Source organism: Bacillus sp. BD48 (assembly GCF_046566805.1).
GTDB lineage: Bacteria > Bacillota > Bacilli > Bacillales > Bacillaceae > Bacillus > Bacillus safensis.
Genome location: NZ_JANGFM010000003.1, coordinates 111724 through 134523, shown reverse-complemented (window position 1 = coordinate 134523; position 22800 = coordinate 111724). Strand labels below are relative to the sequence as shown.

Sequence of the window (22800 nt, the reverse complement as noted above, 5' to 3'; positions counted from 1 at the left end):
GTTTGCCAATATGCTAGGGGGAAGAATGATGGAATTGTTACGTCAAAAAATTGAGAACGAAGGAATCGTTCTGTCAAATCAAGTGTTAAAGGTAGATGCTTTTTTAAATCATCAAATTGATCCTGTGTTAATGCATGAGATCGGGCAAGAGTTTGCTAGATTATTTAAGCATGATGGCATTACAAAAATCATCACAATCGAATCCTCAGGCATCGCGCCTGCTGTGATGGCTGGGCTTGCTCTTCAAGTACCTGTTGTATTTGCAAGAAAACGTCAATCACTCACATTAACGGATAACCTGTTAACAGCCAGTGTGTACTCTTTTACGAAAAAAGTAGAAAGCACGATTGCTGTTTCAAATACGCATCTTAGTGAAAATGATTGTGTGTTAATCATCGATGACTTTTTAGCAAATGGTGAAGCTGCAAAAGGGCTTGCTGCGATTGCAAAGCAGGCGAAGGCGAAAGTAGCTGGATTTGGCATTGTCATTGAAAAGTCATTCCAGCCCGGAAGAAATGCGCTTTTGCAAATGGGCTACCGCGTCGAATCCCTCGCACGTATTGAATCACTTGAGGAAGGGAAAGTCACGTTTGTACGGGAGGTACAATCATGAGTGCCGCTAAAAAAGTCAAAACGCTCTCGCTGGGCATTCAGCATGTACTGGCGATGTATGCAGGGGCTGTTCTTGTGCCGCTCATTGTTGGAGATGCGCTTGGGCTCACGCCTGCACAACTGACTTACTTAATCTCTGCGGATATTTTCATGTGCGGGGCTGCCACATTGCTTCAAGTATGGAAAAACCGCTTCTTTGGGATCGGTCTGCCTGTCGTATTAGGCTGTACATTTACAGCGGTATCTCCTATGATTGCAATTGGCTCTAAGTATGGAATTTCGTCTATCTATGGAAGTATTATCGCTTCTGGATGTATTATCATTCTTCTTTCTTTTTTCTTTGGGAAGCTTGTGAAATTTTTCCCGCCTGTTGTAACAGGTTCTGTCGTCACTATTATTGGTATCACCCTTATTCCTGTAGCGATGAATAATATGGCAGGAGGAGAAGGAAGTGCGGATTATGGTTCTTTTGAGAATCTAGGGCTTGCTTTTCTTGTGCTGTTTATCATTGTACTGCTCTATCGATTCACGAAAGGGTTTATGAAGGCGATTGCCATTTTAATCGGTATTCTTCTTGGGACAGCAGTTGCTGCGTTTATGGGAAAAGTGGAGACAGCTGAGGTGGCAAACGCCCAGGTTTTCCGCATGATTGAGCCATTTTATTTCGGTATGCCGACCTTTGAATTTGCACCGATCATGACCATGACGTTAGTTGCGATTGTGTCATTAGTTGAATCAACAGGCGTTTATTTCGCACTAGGTGATTTAACAAACCGTTCATTAAAAGAGAAGGATTTGGCTAAAGGCTATCGGGCAGAGGGGATTGCTGTGTTATTAGGCGGAATCTTCAATGCTTTTCCGTACACGGCCTACTCGCAAAACGTTGGATTGATCCAGTTAACAGGCGTCAAGAAAAACCAAGTCATTGTCGTAACAGGGGCATTGCTCATGTTATTTGGTCTTTTTCCTAAAATCGCTGCCTTTACGACGATTATTCCAAAGTCAGTTCTTGGCGGTGCAATGGTTGCCATGTTTGGCATGGTCATTGCATACGGGATTAAAATGCTCTCGCGCGTGGACTTTGCAAAGCAGGAGAACTTGCTGATTGTTGCTTGCTCTGTGGGAATCGGCTTAGGTGTTACCGTCGTACCGCAAATGTTTGAGCATCTGCCAGAATCGATTAAATTATTAACAAGTAACGGCATTGTGGCCGGAAGCTTTACCGCAATTTTGCTTCATATAATTTATCACATGATTCCTTTTAAAAAAGAAGCCGGGCATGACCTGGTAGAAGAACCTAAGCAATCTGTTATGTAAACCCCTCTCTTGGAGAGGGGTTCAGATTATGGACAAAGAGCTAAAATGACCTTTTATTTTAGCTCTTTGTCTTCTTTTTAGCTTGATAAAAAACCTTTGAAGTCCTAGGATCCTAAGAAGGAGCGTGTGAGGGTTTGTCTACACGCTGAAAGCCCGCATCTTTTGGATACGGGCTTTTTGTGATTAGCACTATTAATGTTGTACCGGCGGCATGGTTTCGTTAATGACTGCAAATGTATAGCCCCGTGCTTTTAGCTGTGTAATCAGGCTATCTAAATAGTTTGTGGTAGAGGGTTGATCATGCATTAAAATAACTTTTGGTTCCCATGGTTTATTTTTCTCAAACATTTGCAATTGATTCAATACCTCTGGAACATATTGTGAGTTTTTATATCTCCAGTCAAGGCTATCAATCGTCCAATCCCAGTAAATAAAGCCATTTTGGTTTAAACGTACTTTTTGATGATATGTTAAATTTGGAACACTGCCATAGGGTGTTCTCACAAGACGGGTGTATACGCCTGTAACAGAAGCAAGAATGCGCTGAGCTTCTCTCATTTCATTTGCGGGAGACTCGCTGTTCTGATAAAAGAGGTTTATATCATGCGTCATGCCATGAAGACCTAATTGATGTCCTTCTTGATAAAGTCTTTTCACAGCTGATTGGTGTGCTTGGATTTGCGGTCCAAGCATGAAGAACGTTGCCTTCACATGATGTGCTTTTAATACATTTAACAGCTGATTTGATGTAGCAGAAGGACCATCATCAAATGTTAAAAAGACCGTTTTATTCGTTGCCTGTTGGTTTGGATTGGTCTTAAAATGTGTATCCAATGTTCTTGTAGACTGATCTTTTGCTTTCAGATTGATGCTTGTGTCACGGAAGTCACTGCTGGCAACATTTTTTTCTTGCCCATTTGTCGCCTGCAAATGGGCTTTAGACATATCCCAGATAAAAAAGAGAAACAGTGTAAGAAGCACTAAACCAATTACCTTCGAGAGAAGTACCGTGTTGTAAGGTGTCTTTTTTTTGGAAACCTTTTTCATTACAATCACTCCAGTCAATTAAATTTTGAGCCGAATCATGTAGTAGATTCTGTCTTTTTCACTGTTTTTCTTGGTGATCATATTGATTAAGTATATAGTGGAAAAAATCCTTTTAATATAGAAAATTCAAATAAATTAGGAATTTATGGTTATTATTTTTTGTTGATCAGCAAAAAAAGGTGATCCATTCATGTTTAAATGAAATCATTCTGAATAATGATCGAAACGTTAATATTTATACGCTAAGATAGCATCAGATCGAACGATTAATGCGAAGCGAAGGGGAGATTCCGTATGAAAGTGTTGTATAAGTAAAAGGGGGGGGTTGTCTACGTTCTGAACACTTCTCTTTTAGAGGTGTTTTTTTGCATAAAAAAAGCAGGTTCGCTTGGCTTAGAACGAACCTGTGAAGGAGGAAAACTACATCATGTTTTCACCTATATTATCCAATATTTATCAATTGTCGTCAAGACAAAAAGTTAGACGGAGGAAAATATTTTGACTGAATTGTGACGTTTTGGCATGTATATCCTTTTTTCGATAGGGGATATTAATCGAAAAAAGAGGTGAAGCCGATGGCGTACATTCTTTCTGTTGGAACGAGTCTGCCAAAACATCATGTGGATCAGAAAAAGGCAGCTGATTTTGCAAGATCTCAATTTAAACGATCGTTTAAAGATATCGACCGGCTGCTGAGAGCTTTTCAAAACGGAGAAATCGAGAGTAGACAATTTGTGCAGCCAATTGAATGGTATCAGACGCACCACTCTTTTGAGGAGAAAAACAATCTCTATTTGGAAAAAGCATTGGCTCATGCAAAAGAAGCGGTCATACATTGTCTTCATGAGAAGGCGTTCCTGAAAAAGCCGATTCCATTTGAAGAGATTGATGCATTATTTTTTATTTCAAGCACCGGACTTTCGACACCAAGTCTTGATGCAAAACTGATGAACGTTCTTCCTTTTTCGCCTTATACGAAACGAGTGCCGCTCTGGGGATTAGGGTGCGGAGGCGGATCGGCAGGGTTGTCCCGGGCTTACGAATACATAAGGGCATTTCCAGAAGCAAAGGTGCTGGTTGTCGCCTGTGAACTGTGCAGTTTAACCTTTCAGCCGCAAGATCAATCAAAAAGCAATTTAATCGGTACATCTTTGTTCGGAGACGGGACAGCAGCGGTACTCTTAACTGGAGAAAAAGGTGTATCTGAATATACCCATTTAAAAACAGTCCCTAAAGTGATTGGTACACAATCCGTCACAATGAAACAGTCTGAGGATGTAATGGGCTGGGAATTTACAAGTGACGGCTTTCGGGTTATTTTCTCCCGTGACATTCCTTCCATTATTTCAGGCTGGTTAAAAGAGCAAGTCGATCAATTTTTAGAGCAGCAAGGGTATTCGGCAGAAGACCTATCAGTTTTTCTTGCCCATCCTGGAGGAAAAAAAGTGATTGATGCCTATATTGAAAGTCTTTCCTTACAAGAGGATCAGCTTTTTTCATCAAAAGAAGTACTCAAACAACACGGAAATATGTCCTCTGCCACAGTTTTGTATGTCATCAAGCATTATCTTGAACATCAATCCGCTGAAGCGGGAGATATGGGTCTTTGCGGAGCGCTTGGCCCTGGCTTTTCCTCAGAGCTGCTGCTTATGAAATGGGAGGAGGTCTTGTCATGATCATTTGGATGGTCATTGGTTTCTTCGTTTGTCAGCGGCTTATTGAAATGCTAGTGGCCAAAAGAAATGAAAAGAAAGTGAAAGCGATCGGTGCCATTGAATTCGGTGCTAGTCATTATCCTTATATGGTCGCTATGCACGCGGGGTTTTTTCTCTCACTCATGGTTGAGGTATCGGGGTTAAACAGGGCGCCGTCGCGCTATTTTCTTGTGCTGCTCGTTTTTCTGCTGGCCACACAGGTGATTCGATACTGGGCATTATGTTCTCTTGGGACGTATTGGAATACAAAGATTTTAGTTGTACCAAATGCGATGATTGTTAAAAAAGGACCTTATCGCTGGTTAAAGCATCCTAACTATGTGGTGGTGGCGATTGAGCTTATGCTGATCCCGCTTTTGTTTAATGCTTATTTTACCGCCATTTTGTTTTCATGTTTAAATGCATGGATGATGGCCGTGAGAATTCAAACAGAAGAGAAAGCGCTCAATCAGTATTTGTTAAATTAATATTGAAAATCATTATCAATTGTGATACACTTTCATTAATGATAAGCATTCTCAATCACGAAGGATGGACGGTGATCACATGACAATGGTTTTCTTACTCGGTACGGTCTGTGTATACAGCCTATTAATTGGCTTCGTATTAAAAGGTGTTTCTAAAAAATCTGCTTCCTGATCGCAGTCAATTGCGACTGATCGGGCAGCAGATTTTTTTTATTTCCTCAGATCAGAAGAAAAATCTCTTTATTTTGTGTAAAATGGTATCACATACATAACTGACTTTTCTAAAAACAAAGGGGTTTATCGTCATGAAAGACTTGTCTATTCGAGATTCGCTCGTTCAAACCACAGGTGCTTTATATCAAAGCCTTCTCAAAAGGGATGATCATGAACGCGCAGCCAAACTTGCATCGATTATTAAAAAGGAAGCAGAAGAAGAAGTGTACATCGCATTTACCGGCCACTATTCTGCTGGAAAGTCGTCACTTGTGAATCATCTGCTTCATGATCACATCCTGCCAACGAGCCCAATCCCAACAAGTGCAAACTTGGTCGTAGTGAGGAAAGGGGAGAGTGAAGTAAAGCTTCACACCTCAGATGGCCGTTTTGCAAAAATGAGCGGTTCTTATGATATAGAAGCAGTTCAGCGTTTTTGTAAAGATGGAGAACAGATTGAAATGGTGGAAATTAGCGGTGACTATCGAGGACTGGAAGAAAAGGTGGCACTGATTGATACGCCTGGAATTGATTCAACGGATCATGCCCACTTTTTATCTGCTGCGTCTATTCTTCATCAAGCAGATGCTCTTTTTTATGTCGTTCACTACAACCATGTTCATTCGGAGGAAAACATTCGTTTCATTCGCTCCATTAAAGAGAAAGTGCCAAATCTTTATTTCATCGTAAACCAAGTCGACCGACATGATGAGCATGAGACAGCGTTTGAAGACTACAAAAATCAAGTAGTTGATATGCTTCAAAAAGAAGGCATTGAAGAAGAACATCTATACTTTACATCTGTAACGGATGAGTCACATCCAAAAAACGAAATGATTCGTTTAATCGAGAAACTGCAAGAATTACAAACATTGCCGAAAGCATCGCTTCGCGCCTATACCGAGCAGAAAATAGAGCATGTTTTAAAAGAACATATTGGCTCGTTAAAAGAAGAGCTACAGGAAGAGGATCTTGATTTACAGCTTCAAGAAAAAAGAAAAGAAGTCAAGGAACTTAAAGCGAAAAAAAGCTTTATTGAAAATGGAGCGAAACAGTTAGAAGATGAAGTGTCTTCTGAAGTCGAGAACATTTTAAAAAATGCAAACCTAACCCCATTTAAAATGAGAGAGCTCGCAAGTGACTATATTGAATCGAAAGCACCAGGCTTTAAGGTAGGACTGCTGTTCGCTAAAAATAAAACCGAGCAGGAAAAAGAAAAGCGGGCGAACGATTTCTTAGCAGATGTCAAAGCAAGAATGAAAGCAGAAGTGGATTGGCATATTGCGGAGCTGCTCAAAAAAGAAGTCAAGAAGCATCAGCTTGGTGAAGAGTTATTAAATCAAGTGATGGCATTTGAAACACCTGTAGAAGAATCACTGCTTGAAAAGGTAATCCATCATGGTGCAACATTTTCAAATGAATACGTTTTGCAATATGCGAAAGATGCTGGTGAAGCACTGAAAAGACAGACCAAACAGAAAGCAATACCATTAATTGAACAAATGACCGAGATACTGAAAACCCAGCTCATGAATGAAGAGGGAAAGCAGCAAGAAAAATGGGCTCAGGCAGCTCAGGAGCTCCAAGCGCTGGAGCAAAGCATGGAAAAAAATGATCAAATCAGAAGAGATATTGAACATATCTGGGATATATGGCAAAACGGAACAAATGAGCAGGTTGAAGAAGATTGGTTTTATGCGAAAAAACATCGGGTACAGCATGACGAGCTAAAGCAGCATCAAACGTCAACTCATACGGAAGAAATCGAGAAAGAAAATCAGCAGACAGAGCTTGATCAAATGCGTCAATCACAGCACATCACGACAGCGCAGTCGATTGACCAGTTTGAGCAGCTTTCTCAAATGTTAATGCCATTAAACGCGCTTGAGTCTCAAAGAAAGTCTTTTGAAAAACGAACAAAGCGGCTGCAAGCGAAGGAATTTACACTCGCCTTATTCGGTGCTTTTAGTTCGGGGAAATCTTCGTTTGCCAATGCCCTTGTTGGGAGAAAGGTGCTGCCATCATCTCCTACACCAACGACGGCCACGATCAATAAGCTGACGCGGCCGACAGAAGACTATCCGCATGAAAGTGTGAAAGTGGTGTTCAAAACCGAGCAGGAAATATTAGAGGAGCTCGATCAAATTCTCGGGTTTTCTATAACAGAAGAAAAGGGAGCTACGTTTCAAGCGAAACTCGAGCGAACGCTGAAAAAAAGAGAGCTTGAACAGGATCACCGTATCATTGTTGAACATTTTTTAAATGCTCATGATAAGTTTCGTGATTACATTCATAAACAAACGCCGCACAATGTCACCCTGAAAGAATTAAAGCCATATGTGGCTGAAGAGGCTGTTTCTTGTGTGGTAAAGGAAGTGACGGTGTATTTAAGTACACCTTTAACAGATAAAGGACTGACCATTGTTGATACACCAGGCGCCAGCAGTATGAATAAACGTCATACAGAGATTGCCTTTCAATATATGAAGGATGCTGATGCCCTTCTTTATTTAACTTACTACCAGCATTCTTTCTCAAAAGCAGACCGGTCATTTTTACGCAAACTCGGGCTTGTAAAAGATTCATTTAGCATGGATAAGATGTTTTTTATTATCAATGCAGCTGATCTCGCAAAGGATCAAGCAGAGCTTGAAACCGTCTTTGACTATGTAAAAAATGAGCTCACAAAAGAAGGCATACGGCATCCAAACCTTCATCATGTATCGAGTAAGGAAGAGATCGAAGGAAAGGGGCAGTCGCCTTATAACCAGTATGCACAGCTTAGAACACAGCTCGACTATTTTATTGAGGAAGAATTAACGAAAGATGCGATTGAGCTTCTGTATTTTGAAGCCAGTACATTATGTAGAACAGTTGACAAGCTACATGAGACACTGCATCAGTCAGAAGATGAAAAGCAAGCGGAAAAGAAAAAGATAGACACATCCTATGAAGCGATCGTTGATCAAATGAGCCATATCAAACGATCTAAGCTAGTGACAGAAAGTGTGAAAAAGGACTTGCACGAGCAGCTTTACCACATTGTTCAGCGCTTGTCACTTTATGCAAATGATCTGTTAAAGACAGCCTTTTATCCTGGAATATCTCAAGGGGACTTCAGGCAGGAGTTGAAAAAAGCGCTTGAACAGGCGCTAAAGGATTATGAATTTGAATTTGTACAGGAGCTAAAGGCGCTTGATATTCGAATGGAATCGTTTATCACTCAATATTTCAAAGAGGAGTGGGAGAAAGGATTACAGGCTGCATGTGCAGAAGATCCTTACTTTTCTCTCCGTTTGTCGCCGCCGGATGAGAAAAATGCAGAGCTGAAACAAATTGAAGTGGAAGCGGACCTGACGCCGTTTGAACCGCTCTTAAAGAAGCAAAAATCAGCGAAAGCATTCTTTGAACAAAACGGGAAGGCAGCGTTTATTGAAGCGATTCGAGATGTCCTTTTCCAGTTAACGACGAAATGGGCAGATAAAGAAAAGGAAGAATTACAGAGCAGATACGATATGATGGTGAAGACCTTTACTGAAAGATATGAAACAGAAGCGCTCAAGCAGCTGAGTGAACAAAAACAAACATTTATCATGAGCTTGACGACAGATGCGAAAGAGCAGGCGATGATAGAACAAGTATACAAGCAAACAAATGAATGGAAGAACCAGTTGAAAACCATTTGATTCATGATAGACTATATAAAAAAGAAAGCAGCTGATAAAAAATGACGAGCGTACACGAAGAGATTTCCGCACATTCACAAAAACAGAATGCTCATATCAAGTCGTTTCTTGCGCTTGAGCAGAAAAGAGAGCAGGCAATAGAGACTGCTGTTTTCAAGTGTGAGCAAAACGAACCATTTACAACTGACGATATCAATGCGATTACCTCGAAAATGAATGAGCTTGCACGAGGCGGTATTGTTCCGCTGCGTAAGCATGTCACGATTGATATGGTCAGGGAGTATGTCGAACGAAAACAGAAGTAAAGAGTAACTTTCTCTTTTTTGGTCATCTTAACAAGTGAACCGAGAAAGGGGAATGATGATGGAAAAAAAGCAACATGCAAAAAAGCAGGATGAGCGTAACCCTAAACAAAAAGAGATGCCGTCCTACGCAGAAGCAGAATCGAAAAAAATGCAATACGGTCAAAAGTAATCTCCAGGTGCCACTTCTTTTTCAAAAGAAGAGGGCGCCTTTTTTATGTCGAATTCGATGTTCTGTGATAGAATAGGAGTATTGTTTTGAAAAAGGGAGTTTATAAGAATGAATAAACACGTACTGCTTGTTGATGGCATGGCGCTTCTGTTCAGATCGTTCTATGCAACGGCTGTCCATCGCAATTTTATGATAAATGATCACGGTGTCCCGACGAATGGAGTGAATGGCTATTTGAAGCATTTATTAACCGCTGTTCAGACATTTGAGCCAACTCATATTGTTTGCTGCTGGGATATGGGAAGCCAAACATACCGAAATGAATTGTTTCAAGATTATAAAGCAAATCGAGGAGAGGCACCTGTCGAGCTCATTCCGCAATTCGATTTAGCAAAGGAAGCGACAGAAGAATTAGGAATTGTAAACGTTGGTTTAAAGGGCTTTGAGGCAGATGATTGTATCGGCACGCTGGCGGCACTCTATCAAAATGAAGCACGTGTGACTGTTCTAACTGGAGACAAAGATTTGCTTCAGATTTTGAATGAGCAAGTGACTGTTGCTCTAATGCAAAAAGGAATCGGGAACTATAAGCATTTTACAAAAGCCATATTTGAAGAGGAAATGGGCATCTCTCCAAAGGCGCTGATCGATATGAAAGCACTTATGGGGGATTCAAGTGATAATTACCCAGGCGTCAAAGGAATCGGAGAAAAAACAGCATTAAAATTTATTCAAACATATCAAACCATTGATGGGTTATTAGAAAATGTTCATGAACTAACGGCTGCACAGCAAAAGAAAATGCAAGCAGGATTAGAAGATTTGAAGCTCTCCCGTCTATTGGCAGAGATCAAATGTGATGTCCCGCTGAGCTGTCCAATTAATGAGACGAAAATGAACATCAATCAAGAACGAGCTGCTTCCATGCTGCGATACCATCAAATCAAAGGGATTGAACCGATGGTGAATCAATTAAGTAAAATAGAGATCAGCTAAGCTAAGCTGATCTCTAAGGTCATCTTTTTGTATTGCTTTTCTTCGCTCTATTTTCGAGCTGAGATAGTGGCTGCTTATCTTTTGTTTGCGCATCACCTTGAGGGGTTGTCCCATTTGTGACACGACCTTTATTCTCTTTATCCAATCAGTATCACCTCATACATTAGCATAACCGAAAAAAAGCGATTCATCCTTTAGAAAGGTGAATCGCTTTTCTAGCGAGCTGATCAGCTACTTGATTTTCCTTGCTTGGAATCCACTTAATGAAAAATAAATCAAACTGGCTTTGAATCTCGATCATCTCTTTTATAAAATGCTGAAAGGCTGGATTTTTTGCAAATCCTGCATTGGCCGCACGGTCAACTACCTGTGAATCTGTTCGAAACGAAACGGAACGCAGTCCTTTTTCTACGCAGATTTTCATCCCTTCAATGAGAGCGGTAAATTCTGCTTCGTGATTGCTCATTGATCCGAGAGGAATCGAGAAAGATTCTGCCTTTCCATCATATTTAATGAAAATGCCGATGCCAGAAGGACCTGGATTACCTGCACTAGCACCATCAATGTATATTTCAGCTGGCAATTTATTTCACCCTTTCATCAAGCGGAACCATTTTTTTCGCTGCATACGCGTATGGTGTCGCAATCGCGGCGACGATAAATTTAATCACATAAGTCGTGATGAAGATTTCAATCCATACATGAAATGGATAGGTGCCAAGAAAGGCAATGGTTGTGAAGATCAGTGTATCAAGCAGCTGGCTAATCATCGTACTTCCAGCGTTGCGCACCCAGAGCGCACCATCGGAAGGAAATATCCGGCGAATAAACGAATATACATAAACATCTAACATTTGACTGATGATATAAGCAGCAAGACTGCCTAGTGCGACCCTTGGCATAAAGCCAAATATGGTTTCTAGAGATGTTTGAGAAATGTCGGATGGAGCGGGATGGAATAGCAAAGCCTCCTGCATGACAACGGTTAGCGTTAAAAGAGTGGCAAAACCAATCCAGACAGCTTTTCTCGCTTCATTTTGTCCATATTTTTCATTCAATACGTCCGTTGCAAAAAACACACTGCCATATAAAATGTTTCCAAGTGTTGCTGTTAAGCCAAACAATTCAACGGTTTTGACCACTTGTAAATTGGCAGCAACCGTCGCAAAGCCAATCCAGACGAAAAGGCCCATCTTGCCAAATCCTTTATAAAATAGAAGAACAATGATAAAATTAATGATTGCAAATAAGATCCAAATACCTTCATTAAACAAGTGACATGAACTTCCTTTCTCATTGTAAAATGTAACTTTTTGATTATAGCATAACGTATGTTTACCTTAAAAGCACGGGAAGGCGATGTGATCAATGAAATTAAGAGCACACTATACAATGAAAGTGAAATCCATTGGGTCCATTGCTTTATTCCAAGAAGATTGGATGGAGCTAAGAGAGGCCTTAATTTTAGCAAAACATATCGACAAAAAAGAACCACAGTCACTCCTATCATTTGAAGATGAAAAAGGGGCGATGTGGTCTATTAAAGAGCTTGAAAAACTAAATGAAGAACTAAAGCTTGAACCTGATCAGCTTCAGGTCTATTTTGATGCAAGTTTTCACAAAGAAACAGGCGACTCTGGTCTTGGGGTTGTCGTCTACTATAAGCTCGGAGAAGATGCTTATCGTTTAAGAAAAAATCAGCCCTTCAAAGGAATCACCAATAATGAAGCAGAGTATGCAGCTTTATTTGAGGCAGTAAAAGCTTTAAAAGACCTTGGGGCAAGCAGAAATTCTGTCACGATTAGAGGCGATTCACTTGTTGTCATGAATCAGTTAAAAGGAGAATGGCCTTGTTATGATGATGTACATAACAAATGGCTCGACCGGATTGAAGCGGCTTTAAAGGAGCTGAGGCTCACGCCAACCTATGAAGTCATCGATCGTAAACAAAATGCAGAAGCGGATCAGCTTGCAAGGCAGATGCTTGCAGACGTCCCAATCGAAAGTAAATTGAAATTAGAAGCAGACGGAGCTGAATAATGTGGATAAAAAAACAGCAGTACAAGAATTGACGGATCTTCAAGACACGTATTGTTCAGATTGTTTGATTAAGAAGCACTTTCGAAAAGAATATGGCAAAAAATATGCCCACTCCTTTTGTATTCAGCAATGCACAGTCGGAGAGAAAATAAAAGAATATGGGCAGACGCTGCTTAAAAAGTAAGCGCCTGCCCCGGTTTTCCCTGCTCAAACATCCGCTCATGAAAAAAACACGAAGAGAATGTGTAAAAAAAGAACATATTCTGAAAAATGAGCCGATATAACTATAGAAAGTTTTGGTTGGGTTACTTTTTGACTAAGTGACGGATATTAGAGGAAAAGGGGAAGGCCGGCATGGATAATAAGGATTTCGAAACGGTATTACATCGAACATTTCAAGAGGTGTACAGCGATCTAGAGCAGCTAGTAGATGTAGCAAAGAAGGGAAGACCTTTTCTCGAAAAAGATATTTCTGAAATTGAACAACGACTGAAGCAAAATATTTTAGCAATTGAAATTCAGCTGAAAATCAAATAAGAGAGGCATATGCCTCTCTTTATTTTGTCGTTTCATCATTGATTTAGTTGATTAGATTTTTGTTACGTTTGCAGCTTGAGGTCCACGATTACCTTCAACGATTTCAAAAGAAACTTCTTGTCCTTCTTCTAAAGACTTGTAGCCGTCACCTTCGATAGCTGTGAAGTGAACGAATACATCGTCTCCGCCTTCAACTTCAATGAAGCCGAAACCTTTTTCATTATTGAACCATTTTACTTTACCGTTTTGCATATTGCTTTTTCCTCCTAGTACTGTAGCACACCTTTTGGCATACTAAAAAAAATTTTCATCACCTAACGACGTTGCAGTTGTTAAATGATGGTTCCACTATACACCATCAAAAGTAAAGCGTCAAGCCGGCGAGCCAAATTTTGAGCAGAATGTTTGATTTTTTTGTTTTTTTGGTGAATAACAATGAAATATAAAGCGTTCTTTTCGAAACCTAACATGCAGTTTGTCCGTATATAAAAAAAATACAGAAAGAGGTGCAATCATGAATCGTTATACACTTGAGGAATTTGTTCAGAATACGCAGCAAGAAGATAAAGGAGAAGGGGTCTTCGAACTTGAAACACCAAGGCTTTTAGAAATTAATTTGACTGACACCATTTGGGCAAAAACAGGTTCCATGGTTTCCTATCGAGGGAAAATCAAATTTGAACGTGAGGGTGTTTTTGAGCACGGCGTCTCAAAGATGTTCAAAAAAATGCTCTCAGGAGAAGGCACCTCATTGATGAAGGCGACAGGTGATGGGAAATTATATGTGGCAGATCAAGGCAAAAAAATCTCGATTCTTCGTTTGGCTCAAGGAGAATCCATTTTTGTTAATGGAAACGACCTGCTCGCATTTGAACCGTCTGTCCGCTGGGATATCAAATTGATGAAAAAAGTGTCTGGCATGCTTGCAGGCGGATTATTTAATGTCAAATTAGAAGGGCCGGGCTTAGTTGCGGTCACGAGTCATTATGAGCCGCTTACGCTCATTGTTCAGCCGGGTGACTCTGTTTATACAGATCCGAATGCGACAGTTGCTTGGTCAGGGGATTTAAAAACTGAATTTGTGACAGATGTTTCATTTAAAACCTTTATTGGCAGGGGAAGCGGAGAGTCAATTCAAATGAAGTTTAGCGGAAGCGGCTTTGTTGTCGTTCAGCCGTTTGAGGAAGTATACACAACAAATGGAAATCAAGGGTAAAGAAAAGGTGTCCGTCAATGACGGACACCTTTTTATGATAATGCGCGAGCATATGTTTTGTTATTCATGATGATATCTGACTGCTCGACGATATCTTCCAAAATGGTTTGAGAAGATTGTTTTAAGTGCAGTTTTTTCATGTTTTGTTTCATTGCTTCTAATTTTTCTTCATCCTGCAGCAAGTTGGTCACAGATTCTAAAATGTCTTCATGTCTGTTAATGACAATGGCAGCGCCATAATCCTCAAAGAAAAGAGCATTTTCCTTTTCTTGTCCAGGGACAGGCTTGTAAAGAATGACCGGGACACCGATTGCAGTTGCTTCTGTTAAAGTAATGCCGCCTGGTTTTGTAATCATACAATCTGTTACTCTGAACAATTCATCAATTTGTTCCACATATCCAAGCGCCTTCAATTGATCTGGGTGTGCTTTTTCAAGATCGCTAAGCGATTGTTTCAGCGCTGCGTTTTTTCCGCATACAACAACAATTTGTACTTCACTGTCAAGAAGCAGAGCCTCACATAATTCCTTCACATTTTTTAGTACACCGTGAGCACCAGCCATGATGAGAAGAACTTTTTTGTCTGATGATAATCCATATTTCTTATAGATCATCGATTTTGGCACGTCTGCTTCAAATTGTGGTCTAATAGGAATGCCTGTCACCTTGACATCGCTTGGATGTGTGCCGATTTCCACTAATTTTTGTTTCACATAATCGGTTGCAACATAGTATCGGTCGATGTTTTCATGTACCCAAATCTTATGAAGACAAAAATCTGTCATGACGTTAAAAGTTGGAATCACTTTACCTGTTTTGTTTCGGTATTCTGGTACAACAATCATCGGGAATGTAATAATGATGATATCCGGATTGTGTAATTGAATTAATTCATCGAGACGCTTATTTCCCATCTTTAAATAAATGTTAAATTTGCGTTTATTGTAAATTTTATCTACACCGTAATAAAACAAGCGATAAAATTGTTTCCCAATGGAAAAGCTCTTCAAGTATAAATATTGAGTCACTTCTGACACAATGGGATTTGATTCTTGATACAAATTAGAAACTACAACATGTTCAAACCCTTGGGATTTGCATTCATCATACAGTGTTTTTGCTACCTGCATATGTCCATTTCCATAATTTGCGGTCAAGATTAATATTTTTTTATTGGTATTCAAGAATATTCACCTCAAATGTAATCAACAACAACAAAACTTCGTACGAAAACTATTAATCTCATAGGTCTACATATACATAAAGATAACATATAAACAGTTAGAGCATATCATTCGTTACGAAAGAATTAAACTAATTTTAAAAAACAAACAGATTCAATTGATAATGGAAGACAGAGCCATTTGTATTTTAACACATTTTGACGATTTATCATCAGACCACAGTCTATTTTATTCCCAAACGTATGGTGTCTCTTGATAAACATAATAATTAAGCCAATTCATAAACAATAAGGTGGCATGGGCTTTCCAGCGATTTACTGGGACTAATGTGTCACCATCTTCTATAAAATAATGGACAGGTTTTTGGACTTTATCATGTTTCAACAAATCTCTTTCATATTCCTGCATCAATGTGTCTGTATCATATTCAGGATGTCCAGTTAAAAATACTTGTTTATCATCATCTGAAACAATTAAACAAACACCCGCTTCTTCAGACATACTCAATACCTTCAAATTCGGCGTGTTTTTTAATTGTTCTGTATTAATATCTGTATGCCTAGAATGTGGGACATAGTATACTTCATCGAAACCTCTGACTAATCTTTCTTTTTTCTCTTTCACAAGATGCTCAAATACACCAAATTTTTTCTCAGGAAGCTTGATTTTTTCAATCCCGTAATGGTGATATAAACCTGCCTGTGCACCCCAGCAAATATGAAGGGTAGACGTCACATTGGTTTTACTCCAGTCTAAAATGTCCTGCAGCTCTTTCCAATAAGAAACTTCTTCAAAAGGTAAGTGCTCAATTGGTGCGCCAGTGATGATCATTCCATCAAATTTTTTATGGCGGATCGATTCAAAGGTCGTATAAAATTCATCTAGATGCTCTCTCGATGTATTCTTCGGTGTATGTGTACTTGGAATCAAAAACGTGAAGTACACTTGCAAAGGAGAATTTCCGAGCATTCTCAGCAGCTGCGTTTCAGTTTGTATTTTTTTTGGCATTAAATTTAAGATCACGATATTCAAAGGACGGATATCTTGCTTGAATGCCCTTGTCTCATCCATGACGAAAATATTTTCGCTCTCTAGTATTTGTTTTGCCGGCAGATGAACTGGTATGTTAATAGGCAACTCGCCACCCCCTGAACCAAAGCTAATTTCACTTCATTATAGGAACTTTCTGGCGATATTTCAATGTTTCAATTATGTTACAATGAAAAATAGAGCAAAAAAGAATGCTGTTTCTGTAAAAAAAGGAGGCCATTTTGTTATGATCACAAAGCATTTATCTGATATTGACATTGCCCAAAGGGCTAAGCTGAGACCGATTCAAGACATCGCAGCAAAGCTGCAAATACATGACGAAGAATTAGAATGCTATGGTTTCACAAAAGCGAAAATATCTTTGACTATTTTTGACCGTTTAAAGGAACAAAAAGAAGGGCATGTGATTCTTGTCACTTCGATTAACCCTACGCCAGCAGGTGAGGGGAAATCCACCGTAACTGTCGGCCTTGGTCAAGCCTTCGAAAAAATTGGCAAAAAAGCAATCATTGCGATGCGTGAGCCATCATTAGGTCCTACAATGGGAATTAAAGGCGGTGCAGCGGGCGGAGGATATTCACAGGTGCTGCCAATGGAAGAAATCAATCTTCACTTTACGGGAGATTTTCATGCCATTACATCTGCACATAACGCCTTATCTGCATTTATTGATAACCATATCCATCATGGAAATGAACTCGGCATCGACACGCGCCGTATTGTGTGGAAGCGGGTGCTTGATTTAAACGATCGTGCATTAAGACAAGTTGTTGTCGGACTTGGCGGTCAGTTAAATGGGTATCCTAGAGAAGACGGATTTGACATTACGGTGGCTTCCGAAATGATGGCGATCCTCTGTTTAGCAGACGACTTAAACGACTTAAAAAAACGTCTTTCTTCTATTGTTGTTGCTTATAATCTAGCAGGCGAGCCAGTCACAGTGGGAGCACTAGGATATGAAGGAGTTCTGACGTTACTTTTAAAAGACGCACTCAAACCAAACCTTGTTCAAACGATTGAAGGAACTCCAGCCCTTGTCCATGGCGGTCCTTTTGCCAATATTGCACATGGATGCAATAGTTTAATTGCAACCAAAATGGCAGCAAAATTAGCTGATTATGTCGTAACAGAAGCTGGATTTGGAGCAGACCTTGGAGCAGAAAAGTTCCTTCACATTAAAACAAGAGCTGGTGATTTCAAACCTGGTGCAGTTGTCATTGTGGCAACAGTTAGAGCATTAAAGATGCATGGCGGAATGAAGAAAACCGAACTTAAAGAAGAGAATGCACACGCCGTATTAGAGGGTATACATAATTTAGAAAAGCATATTGAAACCGTGCAAGCTTTTGGTCTCCCATATATCGTCGCGGTAAACCGGTTTATAACGGATACAAAAGAAGAGATTCAAGCGATAGAAGATTGGTGCGGCAAACATGGCCATCCAGTCAAAGCAGTGAATGTATGGGAAGAAGGAGGCGAAGGCGGGACAGCTCTTGCCGGGGAACTAGCGGCACTTATTGAAAAGAAAAAGAACAACTTTACCTATTTGTATGAAGAGAATGATTCTATCGAAGAAAAGTTATCTAAAGTGGCCAAAGTGGTTTACGGGGCAGATGGGGTTGCGCTCACATCCAAAGCAAGAAAGCAGCTGGCTGCCATTGAGGAAAACGGCTGGGCTCATTTACCGGTTTGTATGGCAAAAACACAATATTCTCTTTCGGATGATCCGGCTTTAATCGGCAGACCTAAAAGCTTTACTATTACGATTCGAGAGTTAAAGCCATCTGTAGGAGCAGGGTTTATTGTGGCCTTAACTGGAAGCATTTTGACAATGCCTGGATTGCCTAAAAAACCTGCGGCTCTCGAAATGGATTTATTAGAAGACGGCAGTGTGACAGGACTCTTTTAAACGGGAGCATAAAAAGCGATTTTCTAAAAGAAGCATGTTACGATAGGAAAAAGTGAATCCTAGGAGGCTATGAGATGTCAATTTATGATATTCAGGTCAAGACCATTAACGGTCAGGAACAATCGATGGCAGACTACAAAGGAAAAGTGCTCATTATTGTAAACACAGCAAGCAAATGTGGACTGACTCCTCAATTTAAACAATTACAAGAGCTATATGATCAATATCATGAAAAGGGCCTTGAAATTTTAGGATTTCCGTGTAACCAATTTATGAACCAAGAACCAGAAGGAGAAGAAGCCATTCAAGAATTCTGTTCTTTGAATTATGGAGTGACCTTCCCTATGTTTGCGAAAGTAGATGTCAATGGCGAAGAGGCGCACCCGCTGTTCAAGCATTTAACAAGTGAAGCGAAAGGTGTGCTTGGGACAAAAACAGTGAAATGGAATTTCACCAAATTTATCGTCGACCAAAACGGAGAAGTCACTGAACGATTCTCTCCGAAAACACCACCAAAAGAATTAGAAAGCTCAATCATCGCTCTATTGGAGAAATGAGATGCTGACGATCATGCAGCAAAAACAATTGGAGGCAGCTGCCTCCTTTGTTTCAGATAGGCTGAAGGATGAACCGACTGGACACGATGCGGCTCATGGTGCGCGTGTGCGCCAGCTTGCCGTTCGTATTGCAAATCAGGAAGGCGGTTCTTTTTTTATCATCGAAATGGCGGCAATTGTACATGACGTCATTGATGAAAAGCTGTCAAGTGAATGGAAGGTTACGAAGGAACAGCTTGAGCATCAGCTCCTTTTGTGGGAAATAGACACGCGGGATATCCGCTATATCATGGACATCATTACAACGATGTCTTTTCGTCACCGGCATAAGCAGTTTAGGCCAATGACGTTAGAAGGGGCCATTGTTCAAGATGCGGATAGGCTGGATGCGATAGGAGCAAGCGGCATCGCTAGAGTGTTTACGTATGCCGGGGCAACAGGTGAGCCCCATTATACAAAGGACAAGCAGCAGGGCTCTGTGCTAAAGCATATGGAAGAAAAACTGCTCAAATTAAAAGACTTGATGAACACTCATGCAGGAAAGCAGCTTGCCGATGAGCGGCATGAACTGATGAGTTTATTTATCAAGAAGTGGAAAGAAGAATGCGGCCTTACAGATGAGTAGGGTCTTTATGTGTGTAAGGAGGATATATCAATGAAAATAACAGCAATAGAACCAACGCCAAGTCCGAATACCATGAAGGTTATTTTGACAGAAGCACTTGCAGGCGGTAAAAGCAACAACTATAAAAAGGATCAAAAAGACGAAGCGCCAGAAATGATCAAGCGTATTTTAAGCATTGAAGGTGTAAAAGGGGTTTATCATGTCGCGGATTTCTTAGCGGTCGAGCGAAATGCAAAGTTTGACTGGCAGGGAATTTTACAACAGGTCAGAGAAGCCTTTGGTCAAGAAACAGAAGGCCTTCAGAAAGGATCACAGTCAGGCGATGACACATTTGGTGAAGTGAAAGTGTTTGTCCAAATGTTTAATGGGATTCCGATGCAGGTCAAACTTTCAGACGGTGAAAGAGAAGAGCGGTTTGGTATGCCTGAACGTTTTCAAGCAGCCATTTTAAAGCTTAGAAGCAGCTCAGACAATGTCGTGTTTGAGCGTGTGTGGAAAGAACACGGCGTTCGTTTTGGGGAATTTGCTGATATCGGTCAGGAAGTCACAGAGGAGCTGCAAGCAGCCTATGATGATGAGCGTTTAGCCCGATTAACAGAGGCAGTGAAAGAAGGACAGGAAGCTGTAGATAGACAGGTGAACCGAAAGGCATATGATGTAACAGAAGACATGCTGCAAGAAGAAGATTGGAAAAAACGTTTTGCCCATTTAGAGCAAATGCAGCCAGAGCAAAAGGACATACCTGTTTTAATGAAAGCAATGGAGGATCCAAAAACGTCTATTCGCAGACAAGCGGTTGTGAATGCTGGCATGATTGAAGATCCTGCCATTCTCCCTATTTTATATAAAGGGCTCGAAGACAAAACAGTGACGGTCCGCCGAACGGCTGGCGACTGTATTTCTGACCTTGGTGACCCTAGTGCTATCGAAGCCATGATCGCAGCATTAAAGGACCCGAGTAAGCTTGTCCGCTGGCGTGCTGCTATGTTCCTTTATGAAGAAGGGGACGAAACGGCACTTGAAGCATTAAAAGAAGCAGAGCAAGATCCTGAGTTTGAAGTCAGTCTTCAAGTGAAAATGGCGATTGAGCGCATTGAGCTTGGAGAAGAAGCGAAAGGCTCTGTATGGAAGCAAATGACAGAAAGTAGAAAGAATGCATACGAATAATGAGAAAGATGAACAAGCTGCCAATGAAAAGCAGCTTGTTTTTCTAAAAATGATAGACAGAAAAATTTTTTTAGAAAAATTATTTTGAATATTGTTGAAATATGCGAAAAAACTCTATATAGTAGTACCAATATAGAATATTGGAGGTCAGATTTTATGACACGAACCTTGCTGAGCGCTTGCTTCAGCAACCATGTTAGTCATCAGTCATTCATAGGTGGCTAAATAAACAGAAAATTTGTAAAATAAAATCAACTCAAAATCATGCAGTCAACAAGACTTGTAGTATAGGAGGCTTTTTAAACAGATGGCAGAACTACGCAGTAATATGATTAAACAAGGAATCGACAGAGCACCTCACCGAAGCTTACTAAGAGCGGCGGGGGTAAAGGATGAGGATTTCGGCAAGCCATTTATTGCCGTATGTAATTCCTATATTGATATTGTCCCAGGACATGTCCATCTTCAGGAATTCGGGAAGATTGTGAAAGAAGCCATTCGTGAAGCTGGCGGAGTGCCATTTGAATTCAATACGATTGGCGTCGATGATGGAATTGCCATGGGTCATATCGGGATGAGATATTCATTGCCAAGCCGTGAAATCATTGCTGACTCTGTAGAAACCGTCGTATCTGCTCATTGGTTTGATGGAATGGTTTGTATTCCTAACTGCGATAAAATCACACCAGGAATGATGATGGCAGCGATGCGCGTGAATATCCCGACTGTTTTTGTGAGCGGCGGACCGATGGAAGCGGGTAGAACAAGTGATGGCAGAAAAATTTCTCTTTCTTCTGTATTTGAAGGCGTTGGTGCATACCAGTCAGGTAAAATCAATGAAGAGGAATTAAATGAATTAGAGCAGTTTGGCTGTCCAACCTGCGGATCTTGTTCAGGTATGTTTACAGCTAACTCAATGAACTGTTTAGCGGAAGCACTCGGGATTGCTCTTCCTGGAAATGGAACGATTTTGGCGACATCACCAGAGCGAAGAGAATTTGCGAAGAAGTCTGCAAAACAACTCATGGAGCTCATCAAAAAAGATATTAAGCCACGGGATATTGTCACTGAAAAAGCAATTGATAATGCATTTGCATTAGATATGGCACTTGGTGGTTCAACCAATACCGTTCTTCACACATTGGCGATTGCGAATGAAGCAGGTGTTGAATATTCACTTGAACGCATCAATGAAGTAGCAGAACGTGTGCCTCATTTATCGAAACTTGCTCCAGCTTCAGATGTTTATATTGAGGATCTACATGAAGCAGGCGGCGTTACAGCGGCACTAAATGAATTGTCTAAAAAAGAAGGAGCTCTTCATTTAGATACAATGACGGTCACTGCGAAAACGCTTGGCGAGAACATTGCTGGGCATGAGGTAAAAGATTATAACGTCATTTATCCAATTGACAAGCCATTTACTGAAAAAGGCGGCTTAGCCGTTTTATTTGGAAACCTTGCGCCAGATGGAGCCATCATTAAAACGGGAGGGGTACAAGACGGGATCACACGCCACGAGGGACCCGCGATCGTATTTGAATCCCAAGAAGAAGCCCTTGAAGGCATCATTAATAGAAAAGTAGAAGCGGGACATGTTGTCATTATTCGCTACGAAGGACCTAAAGGCGGACCTGGCATGCCTGAAATGCTTGCACCTACTTCCCAAATCGTCGGAATGGGACTTGGACCAAAGGTTGCTTTAATTACAGACGGACGTTTTTCCGGCGCTTCTCGCGGATTGTCTATTGGACACGTCTCTCCAGAGGCAGCTGAGGGCGGCCCGCTTGCCTTTGTTGAAAATGGTGATCATGTCGTTGTCGATATTGAGCAGCGCATTTTAAGCGTAGATGTTCCAGAGGAAGAATGGGAAAGAAGAAAAGCAAACTGGAAAGGCTTTGAGCCAAAAGTGAAAACGGGTTATCTTGCTAGATATTCAAAACTTGTGACATCAGCCAATACAGGCGGAATCATGAAAATTTAATCTG

Annotated in this window: 24 protein-coding genes; 17 read left to right on the top strand and 7 right to left on the bottom strand. The window is 40.6% G+C overall.

The annotated features are described in order from the left end of the window. The first annotated feature begins 28 nt into the window (after positions 1-28). Positions 29-613: a xanthine phosphoribosyltransferase gene (gene xpt, locus ACLGGR_RS10585; RefSeq protein WP_142945847.1), complete on the top strand. Its 585-nt coding sequence runs from the start codon at positions 29-31 to the stop codon at positions 611-613. Next, positions 610-1929, top strand: a complete 1320-nt coding sequence (gene pbuX / locus ACLGGR_RS10580; RefSeq protein ID WP_044333266.1) for a xanthine permease PbuX — start codon at positions 610-612, stop codon at positions 1927-1929. The genes xpt and pbuX overlap by 4 nt, the downstream gene beginning before the upstream one ends. Positions 1930-2121: 192 nt before the next feature. Here pbuX and ACLGGR_RS10575 read toward each other — a convergent pair whose 3' ends face one another. Continuing rightward, positions 2122-2976 carry a polysaccharide deacetylase family protein gene (locus tag ACLGGR_RS10575; protein ID WP_410973055.1) on the bottom strand — a complete coding sequence of 285 codons (855 nt, stop codon included), beginning with the start codon at positions 2974-2976 and terminating at the stop codon, positions 2122-2124. Positions 2977-3551: 575 nt separating this feature from the next. Between ACLGGR_RS10575 and ACLGGR_RS10570 the strand changes: the two genes are divergently transcribed. The 6 genes from ACLGGR_RS10570 to ACLGGR_RS10545 all read left to right on the top strand — a co-directional run bounded on the left by ACLGGR_RS10570 (position 3552) and on the right by ACLGGR_RS10545 (position 10527). Further along, positions 3552-4652 carry a type III polyketide synthase gene (locus ACLGGR_RS10570; protein WP_410973054.1) on the top strand — a complete coding sequence of 367 codons (1101 nt, stop codon included), beginning with the start codon at positions 3552-3554 and terminating at the stop codon, positions 4650-4652. Continuing rightward, positions 4649-5158, top strand: a complete 510-nt coding sequence (locus tag ACLGGR_RS10565; protein ID WP_410973053.1) for an isoprenylcysteine carboxyl methyltransferase family protein — start codon at positions 4649-4651, stop codon at positions 5156-5158. Before ACLGGR_RS10570 ends, ACLGGR_RS10565 begins: the two co-directional genes overlap by 4 nt. Before the next feature lie 64 nt (positions 5159-5222). Further along, positions 5223-5330, top strand: a complete 108-nt coding sequence (gene fbpC / locus ACLGGR_RS10560; protein WP_306299200.1) for a Fur-regulated basic protein FbpC — start codon at positions 5223-5225, stop codon at positions 5328-5330. 133 nt (positions 5331-5463) lie between these two features. Beyond that, a complete protein-coding gene (gene dynA, locus ACLGGR_RS10555; RefSeq protein ID WP_410973052.1) occupies positions 5464-9057 on the top strand; it encodes a dynamin GTPase in 3594 nt (1197 codons plus the stop codon). A gap of 41 nt (positions 9058-9098) precedes the next feature. After that, positions 9099-9362, top strand: a complete 264-nt coding sequence (locus tag ACLGGR_RS10550) for a YpbS family protein (protein ID WP_041085809.1) — start codon at positions 9099-9101, stop codon at positions 9360-9362. 277 nt (positions 9363-9639) lie between these two features. Further along, on the top strand, positions 9640-10527 hold the full coding sequence (locus ACLGGR_RS10545) for a 5'-3' exonuclease (RefSeq protein WP_410973051.1): 888 nt from the start codon (positions 9640-9642) through the stop codon (positions 10525-10527). A gap of 19 nt (positions 10528-10546) precedes the next feature. Here the strand turns inward: ACLGGR_RS10545 and ACLGGR_RS10540 are convergent, their stop codons facing one another. Genes ACLGGR_RS10540 through ACLGGR_RS10530 form a run of 3 tightly spaced genes read right to left on the bottom strand, consistent with a single transcriptional unit; the run spans position 10547 to position 11801 of the window. Next, complete coding sequence (locus tag ACLGGR_RS10540) at positions 10547-10672, bottom strand: hypothetical protein (protein WP_003215584.1); 126 nt, start codon at positions 10670-10672, stop codon at positions 10547-10549. A gap of 42 nt (positions 10673-10714) precedes the next feature. Beyond that, positions 10715-11110 (bottom strand): reverse transcriptase-like protein, encoded by a 396-nt coding sequence (locus tag ACLGGR_RS10535; RefSeq protein WP_410973050.1) that lies wholly within the window; start codon positions 11108-11110, stop codon positions 10715-10717. Position 11111: 1 nt separating this feature from the next. Next, a complete protein-coding gene (locus tag ACLGGR_RS10530) occupies positions 11112-11801 on the bottom strand; it encodes a queuosine precursor transporter (RefSeq protein WP_024422750.1) in 690 nt (229 codons plus the stop codon). A gap of 94 nt (positions 11802-11895) precedes the next feature. On the opposite strand from ACLGGR_RS10530, the gene ACLGGR_RS10525 reads away from it, so the two are divergent. The 3 genes from ACLGGR_RS10525 (at position 11896) to ACLGGR_RS10515 (ending at position 13104) form a co-directional block, all read left to right on the top strand. Further along, positions 11896-12567: a ribonuclease H family protein gene (locus ACLGGR_RS10525; RefSeq protein ID WP_410973049.1), complete on the top strand. Its 672-nt coding sequence runs from the start codon at positions 11896-11898 to the stop codon at positions 12565-12567. A 1-nt stretch (position 12568) separates the two neighbouring features. After that, positions 12569-12751 (top strand): zinc-finger domain-containing protein, encoded by a 183-nt coding sequence (locus tag ACLGGR_RS10520; protein ID WP_024422748.1) that lies wholly within the window; start codon positions 12569-12571, stop codon positions 12749-12751. A 170-nt stretch (positions 12752-12921) separates the two neighbouring features. Next, complete coding sequence (locus ACLGGR_RS10515) at positions 12922-13104, top strand: hypothetical protein (protein WP_008346368.1); 183 nt, start codon at positions 12922-12924, stop codon at positions 13102-13104. 51 nt (positions 13105-13155) lie between these two features. Here the strand turns inward: ACLGGR_RS10515 and cspD are convergent, their stop codons facing one another. After that, complete coding sequence (gene cspD, locus ACLGGR_RS10510) at positions 13156-13356, bottom strand: cold-shock protein CspD (RefSeq protein WP_003215784.1); 201 nt, start codon at positions 13354-13356, stop codon at positions 13156-13158. 262 nt (positions 13357-13618) lie between these two features. Between cspD and ACLGGR_RS10505 the strand changes: the two genes are divergently transcribed. After that, positions 13619-14320, top strand: a complete 702-nt coding sequence (locus ACLGGR_RS10505) for an AIM24 family protein (RefSeq protein WP_251216650.1) — start codon at positions 13619-13621, stop codon at positions 14318-14320. Positions 14321-14352: 32 nt separating this feature from the next. Here ACLGGR_RS10505 and ACLGGR_RS10500 read toward each other — a convergent pair whose 3' ends face one another. Continuing rightward, entirely contained in the window at positions 14353-15504 is a 1152-nt protein-coding gene (locus ACLGGR_RS10500; RefSeq protein ID WP_410973048.1) for a diglucosyl diacylglycerol synthase, read from the bottom strand. A gap of 228 nt (positions 15505-15732) precedes the next feature. Continuing rightward, positions 15733-16641, bottom strand: a complete 909-nt coding sequence (gene metA / locus ACLGGR_RS10495) for a homoserine O-acetyltransferase MetA (RefSeq protein ID WP_048239384.1) — start codon at positions 16639-16641, stop codon at positions 15733-15735. A 139-nt stretch (positions 16642-16780) separates the two neighbouring features. On the opposite strand from metA, the gene ACLGGR_RS10490 reads away from it, so the two are divergent. The 5 genes from ACLGGR_RS10490 to ilvD all read left to right on the top strand — a co-directional run bounded on the left by ACLGGR_RS10490 (position 16781) and on the right by ilvD (position 22796). Next, on the top strand, positions 16781-18463 hold the full coding sequence (locus ACLGGR_RS10490; RefSeq protein ID WP_410973047.1) for a formate--tetrahydrofolate ligase: 1683 nt from the start codon (positions 16781-16783) through the stop codon (positions 18461-18463). A 74-nt stretch (positions 18464-18537) separates the two neighbouring features. Further along, positions 18538-19020: a glutathione peroxidase gene (locus ACLGGR_RS10485; RefSeq protein WP_251216653.1), complete on the top strand. Its 483-nt coding sequence runs from the start codon at positions 18538-18540 to the stop codon at positions 19018-19020. Between the two features lies 1 nt (position 19021). Beyond that, a complete protein-coding gene (locus tag ACLGGR_RS10480; protein WP_410973046.1) occupies positions 19022-19645 on the top strand; it encodes an HD domain-containing protein in 624 nt (207 codons plus the stop codon). Between the two features lie 30 nt (positions 19646-19675). Next, positions 19676-20812 (top strand): conserved virulence factor C family protein, encoded by a 1137-nt coding sequence (locus ACLGGR_RS10475; RefSeq protein WP_410973045.1) that lies wholly within the window; start codon positions 19676-19678, stop codon positions 20810-20812. 307 nt (positions 20813-21119) lie between these two features. After that, on the top strand, positions 21120-22796 hold the full coding sequence (gene ilvD, locus ACLGGR_RS10470) for a dihydroxy-acid dehydratase (RefSeq protein ID WP_024422739.1): 1677 nt from the start codon (positions 21120-21122) through the stop codon (positions 22794-22796). Positions 22797-22800 lie beyond the last annotated feature (4 nt).

What these genes read in the sequence shown, in the direction of transcription:
- xpt (WP_142945847.1), top strand. Translation starts at nt 29, where the DNA reads ATGGAATTGTTACGTCAAAAAATTGAGAACGAAGGAATCGTTCTGTCA.
- pbuX (WP_044333266.1), top strand. Translation starts at nt 610, where the DNA reads ATGAGTGCCGCTAAAAAAGTCAAAACGCTCTCGCTGGGCATTCAGCAT.
- ACLGGR_RS10575 (WP_410973055.1), bottom strand. Translation starts at nt 2,976, where the DNA reads ATGAAAAAGGTTTCCAAAAAAAAGACACCTTACAACACGGTACTTCTC.
- ACLGGR_RS10570 (WP_410973054.1), top strand. Translation starts at nt 3,552, where the DNA reads ATGGCGTACATTCTTTCTGTTGGAACGAGTCTGCCAAAACATCATGTG.
- ACLGGR_RS10565 (WP_410973053.1), top strand. Translation starts at nt 4,649, where the DNA reads ATGATCATTTGGATGGTCATTGGTTTCTTCGTTTGTCAGCGGCTTATT.
- fbpC (WP_306299200.1), top strand. Translation starts at nt 5,223, where the DNA reads ATGGACGGTGATCACATGACAATGGTTTTCTTACTCGGTACGGTCTGT.
- dynA (WP_410973052.1), top strand. Translation starts at nt 5,464, where the DNA reads ATGAAAGACTTGTCTATTCGAGATTCGCTCGTTCAAACCACAGGTGCT.
- ACLGGR_RS10550 (WP_041085809.1), top strand. Translation starts at nt 9,099, where the DNA reads ATGACGAGCGTACACGAAGAGATTTCCGCACATTCACAAAAACAGAAT.
- ACLGGR_RS10545 (WP_410973051.1), top strand. Translation starts at nt 9,640, where the DNA reads ATGAATAAACACGTACTGCTTGTTGATGGCATGGCGCTTCTGTTCAGA.
- ACLGGR_RS10525 (WP_410973049.1), top strand. Translation starts at nt 11,896, where the DNA reads ATGAAATTAAGAGCACACTATACAATGAAAGTGAAATCCATTGGGTCC.
- ACLGGR_RS10515 (WP_008346368.1), top strand. Translation starts at nt 12,922, where the DNA reads ATGGATAATAAGGATTTCGAAACGGTATTACATCGAACATTTCAAGAG.
- cspD (WP_003215784.1), bottom strand. Translation starts at nt 13,356, where the DNA reads ATGCAAAACGGTAAAGTAAAATGGTTCAATAATGAAAAAGGTTTCGGC.
- ACLGGR_RS10505 (WP_251216650.1), top strand. Translation starts at nt 13,619, where the DNA reads ATGAATCGTTATACACTTGAGGAATTTGTTCAGAATACGCAGCAAGAA.
- ACLGGR_RS10490 (WP_410973047.1), top strand. Translation starts at nt 16,781, where the DNA reads ATGATCACAAAGCATTTATCTGATATTGACATTGCCCAAAGGGCTAAG.
- ACLGGR_RS10485 (WP_251216653.1), top strand. Translation starts at nt 18,538, where the DNA reads ATGTCAATTTATGATATTCAGGTCAAGACCATTAACGGTCAGGAACAA.
- ACLGGR_RS10480 (WP_410973046.1), top strand. Translation starts at nt 19,022, where the DNA reads ATGCTGACGATCATGCAGCAAAAACAATTGGAGGCAGCTGCCTCCTTT.
- ACLGGR_RS10475 (WP_410973045.1), top strand. Translation starts at nt 19,676, where the DNA reads ATGAAAATAACAGCAATAGAACCAACGCCAAGTCCGAATACCATGAAG.
- ilvD (WP_024422739.1), top strand. Translation starts at nt 21,120, where the DNA reads ATGGCAGAACTACGCAGTAATATGATTAAACAAGGAATCGACAGAGCA.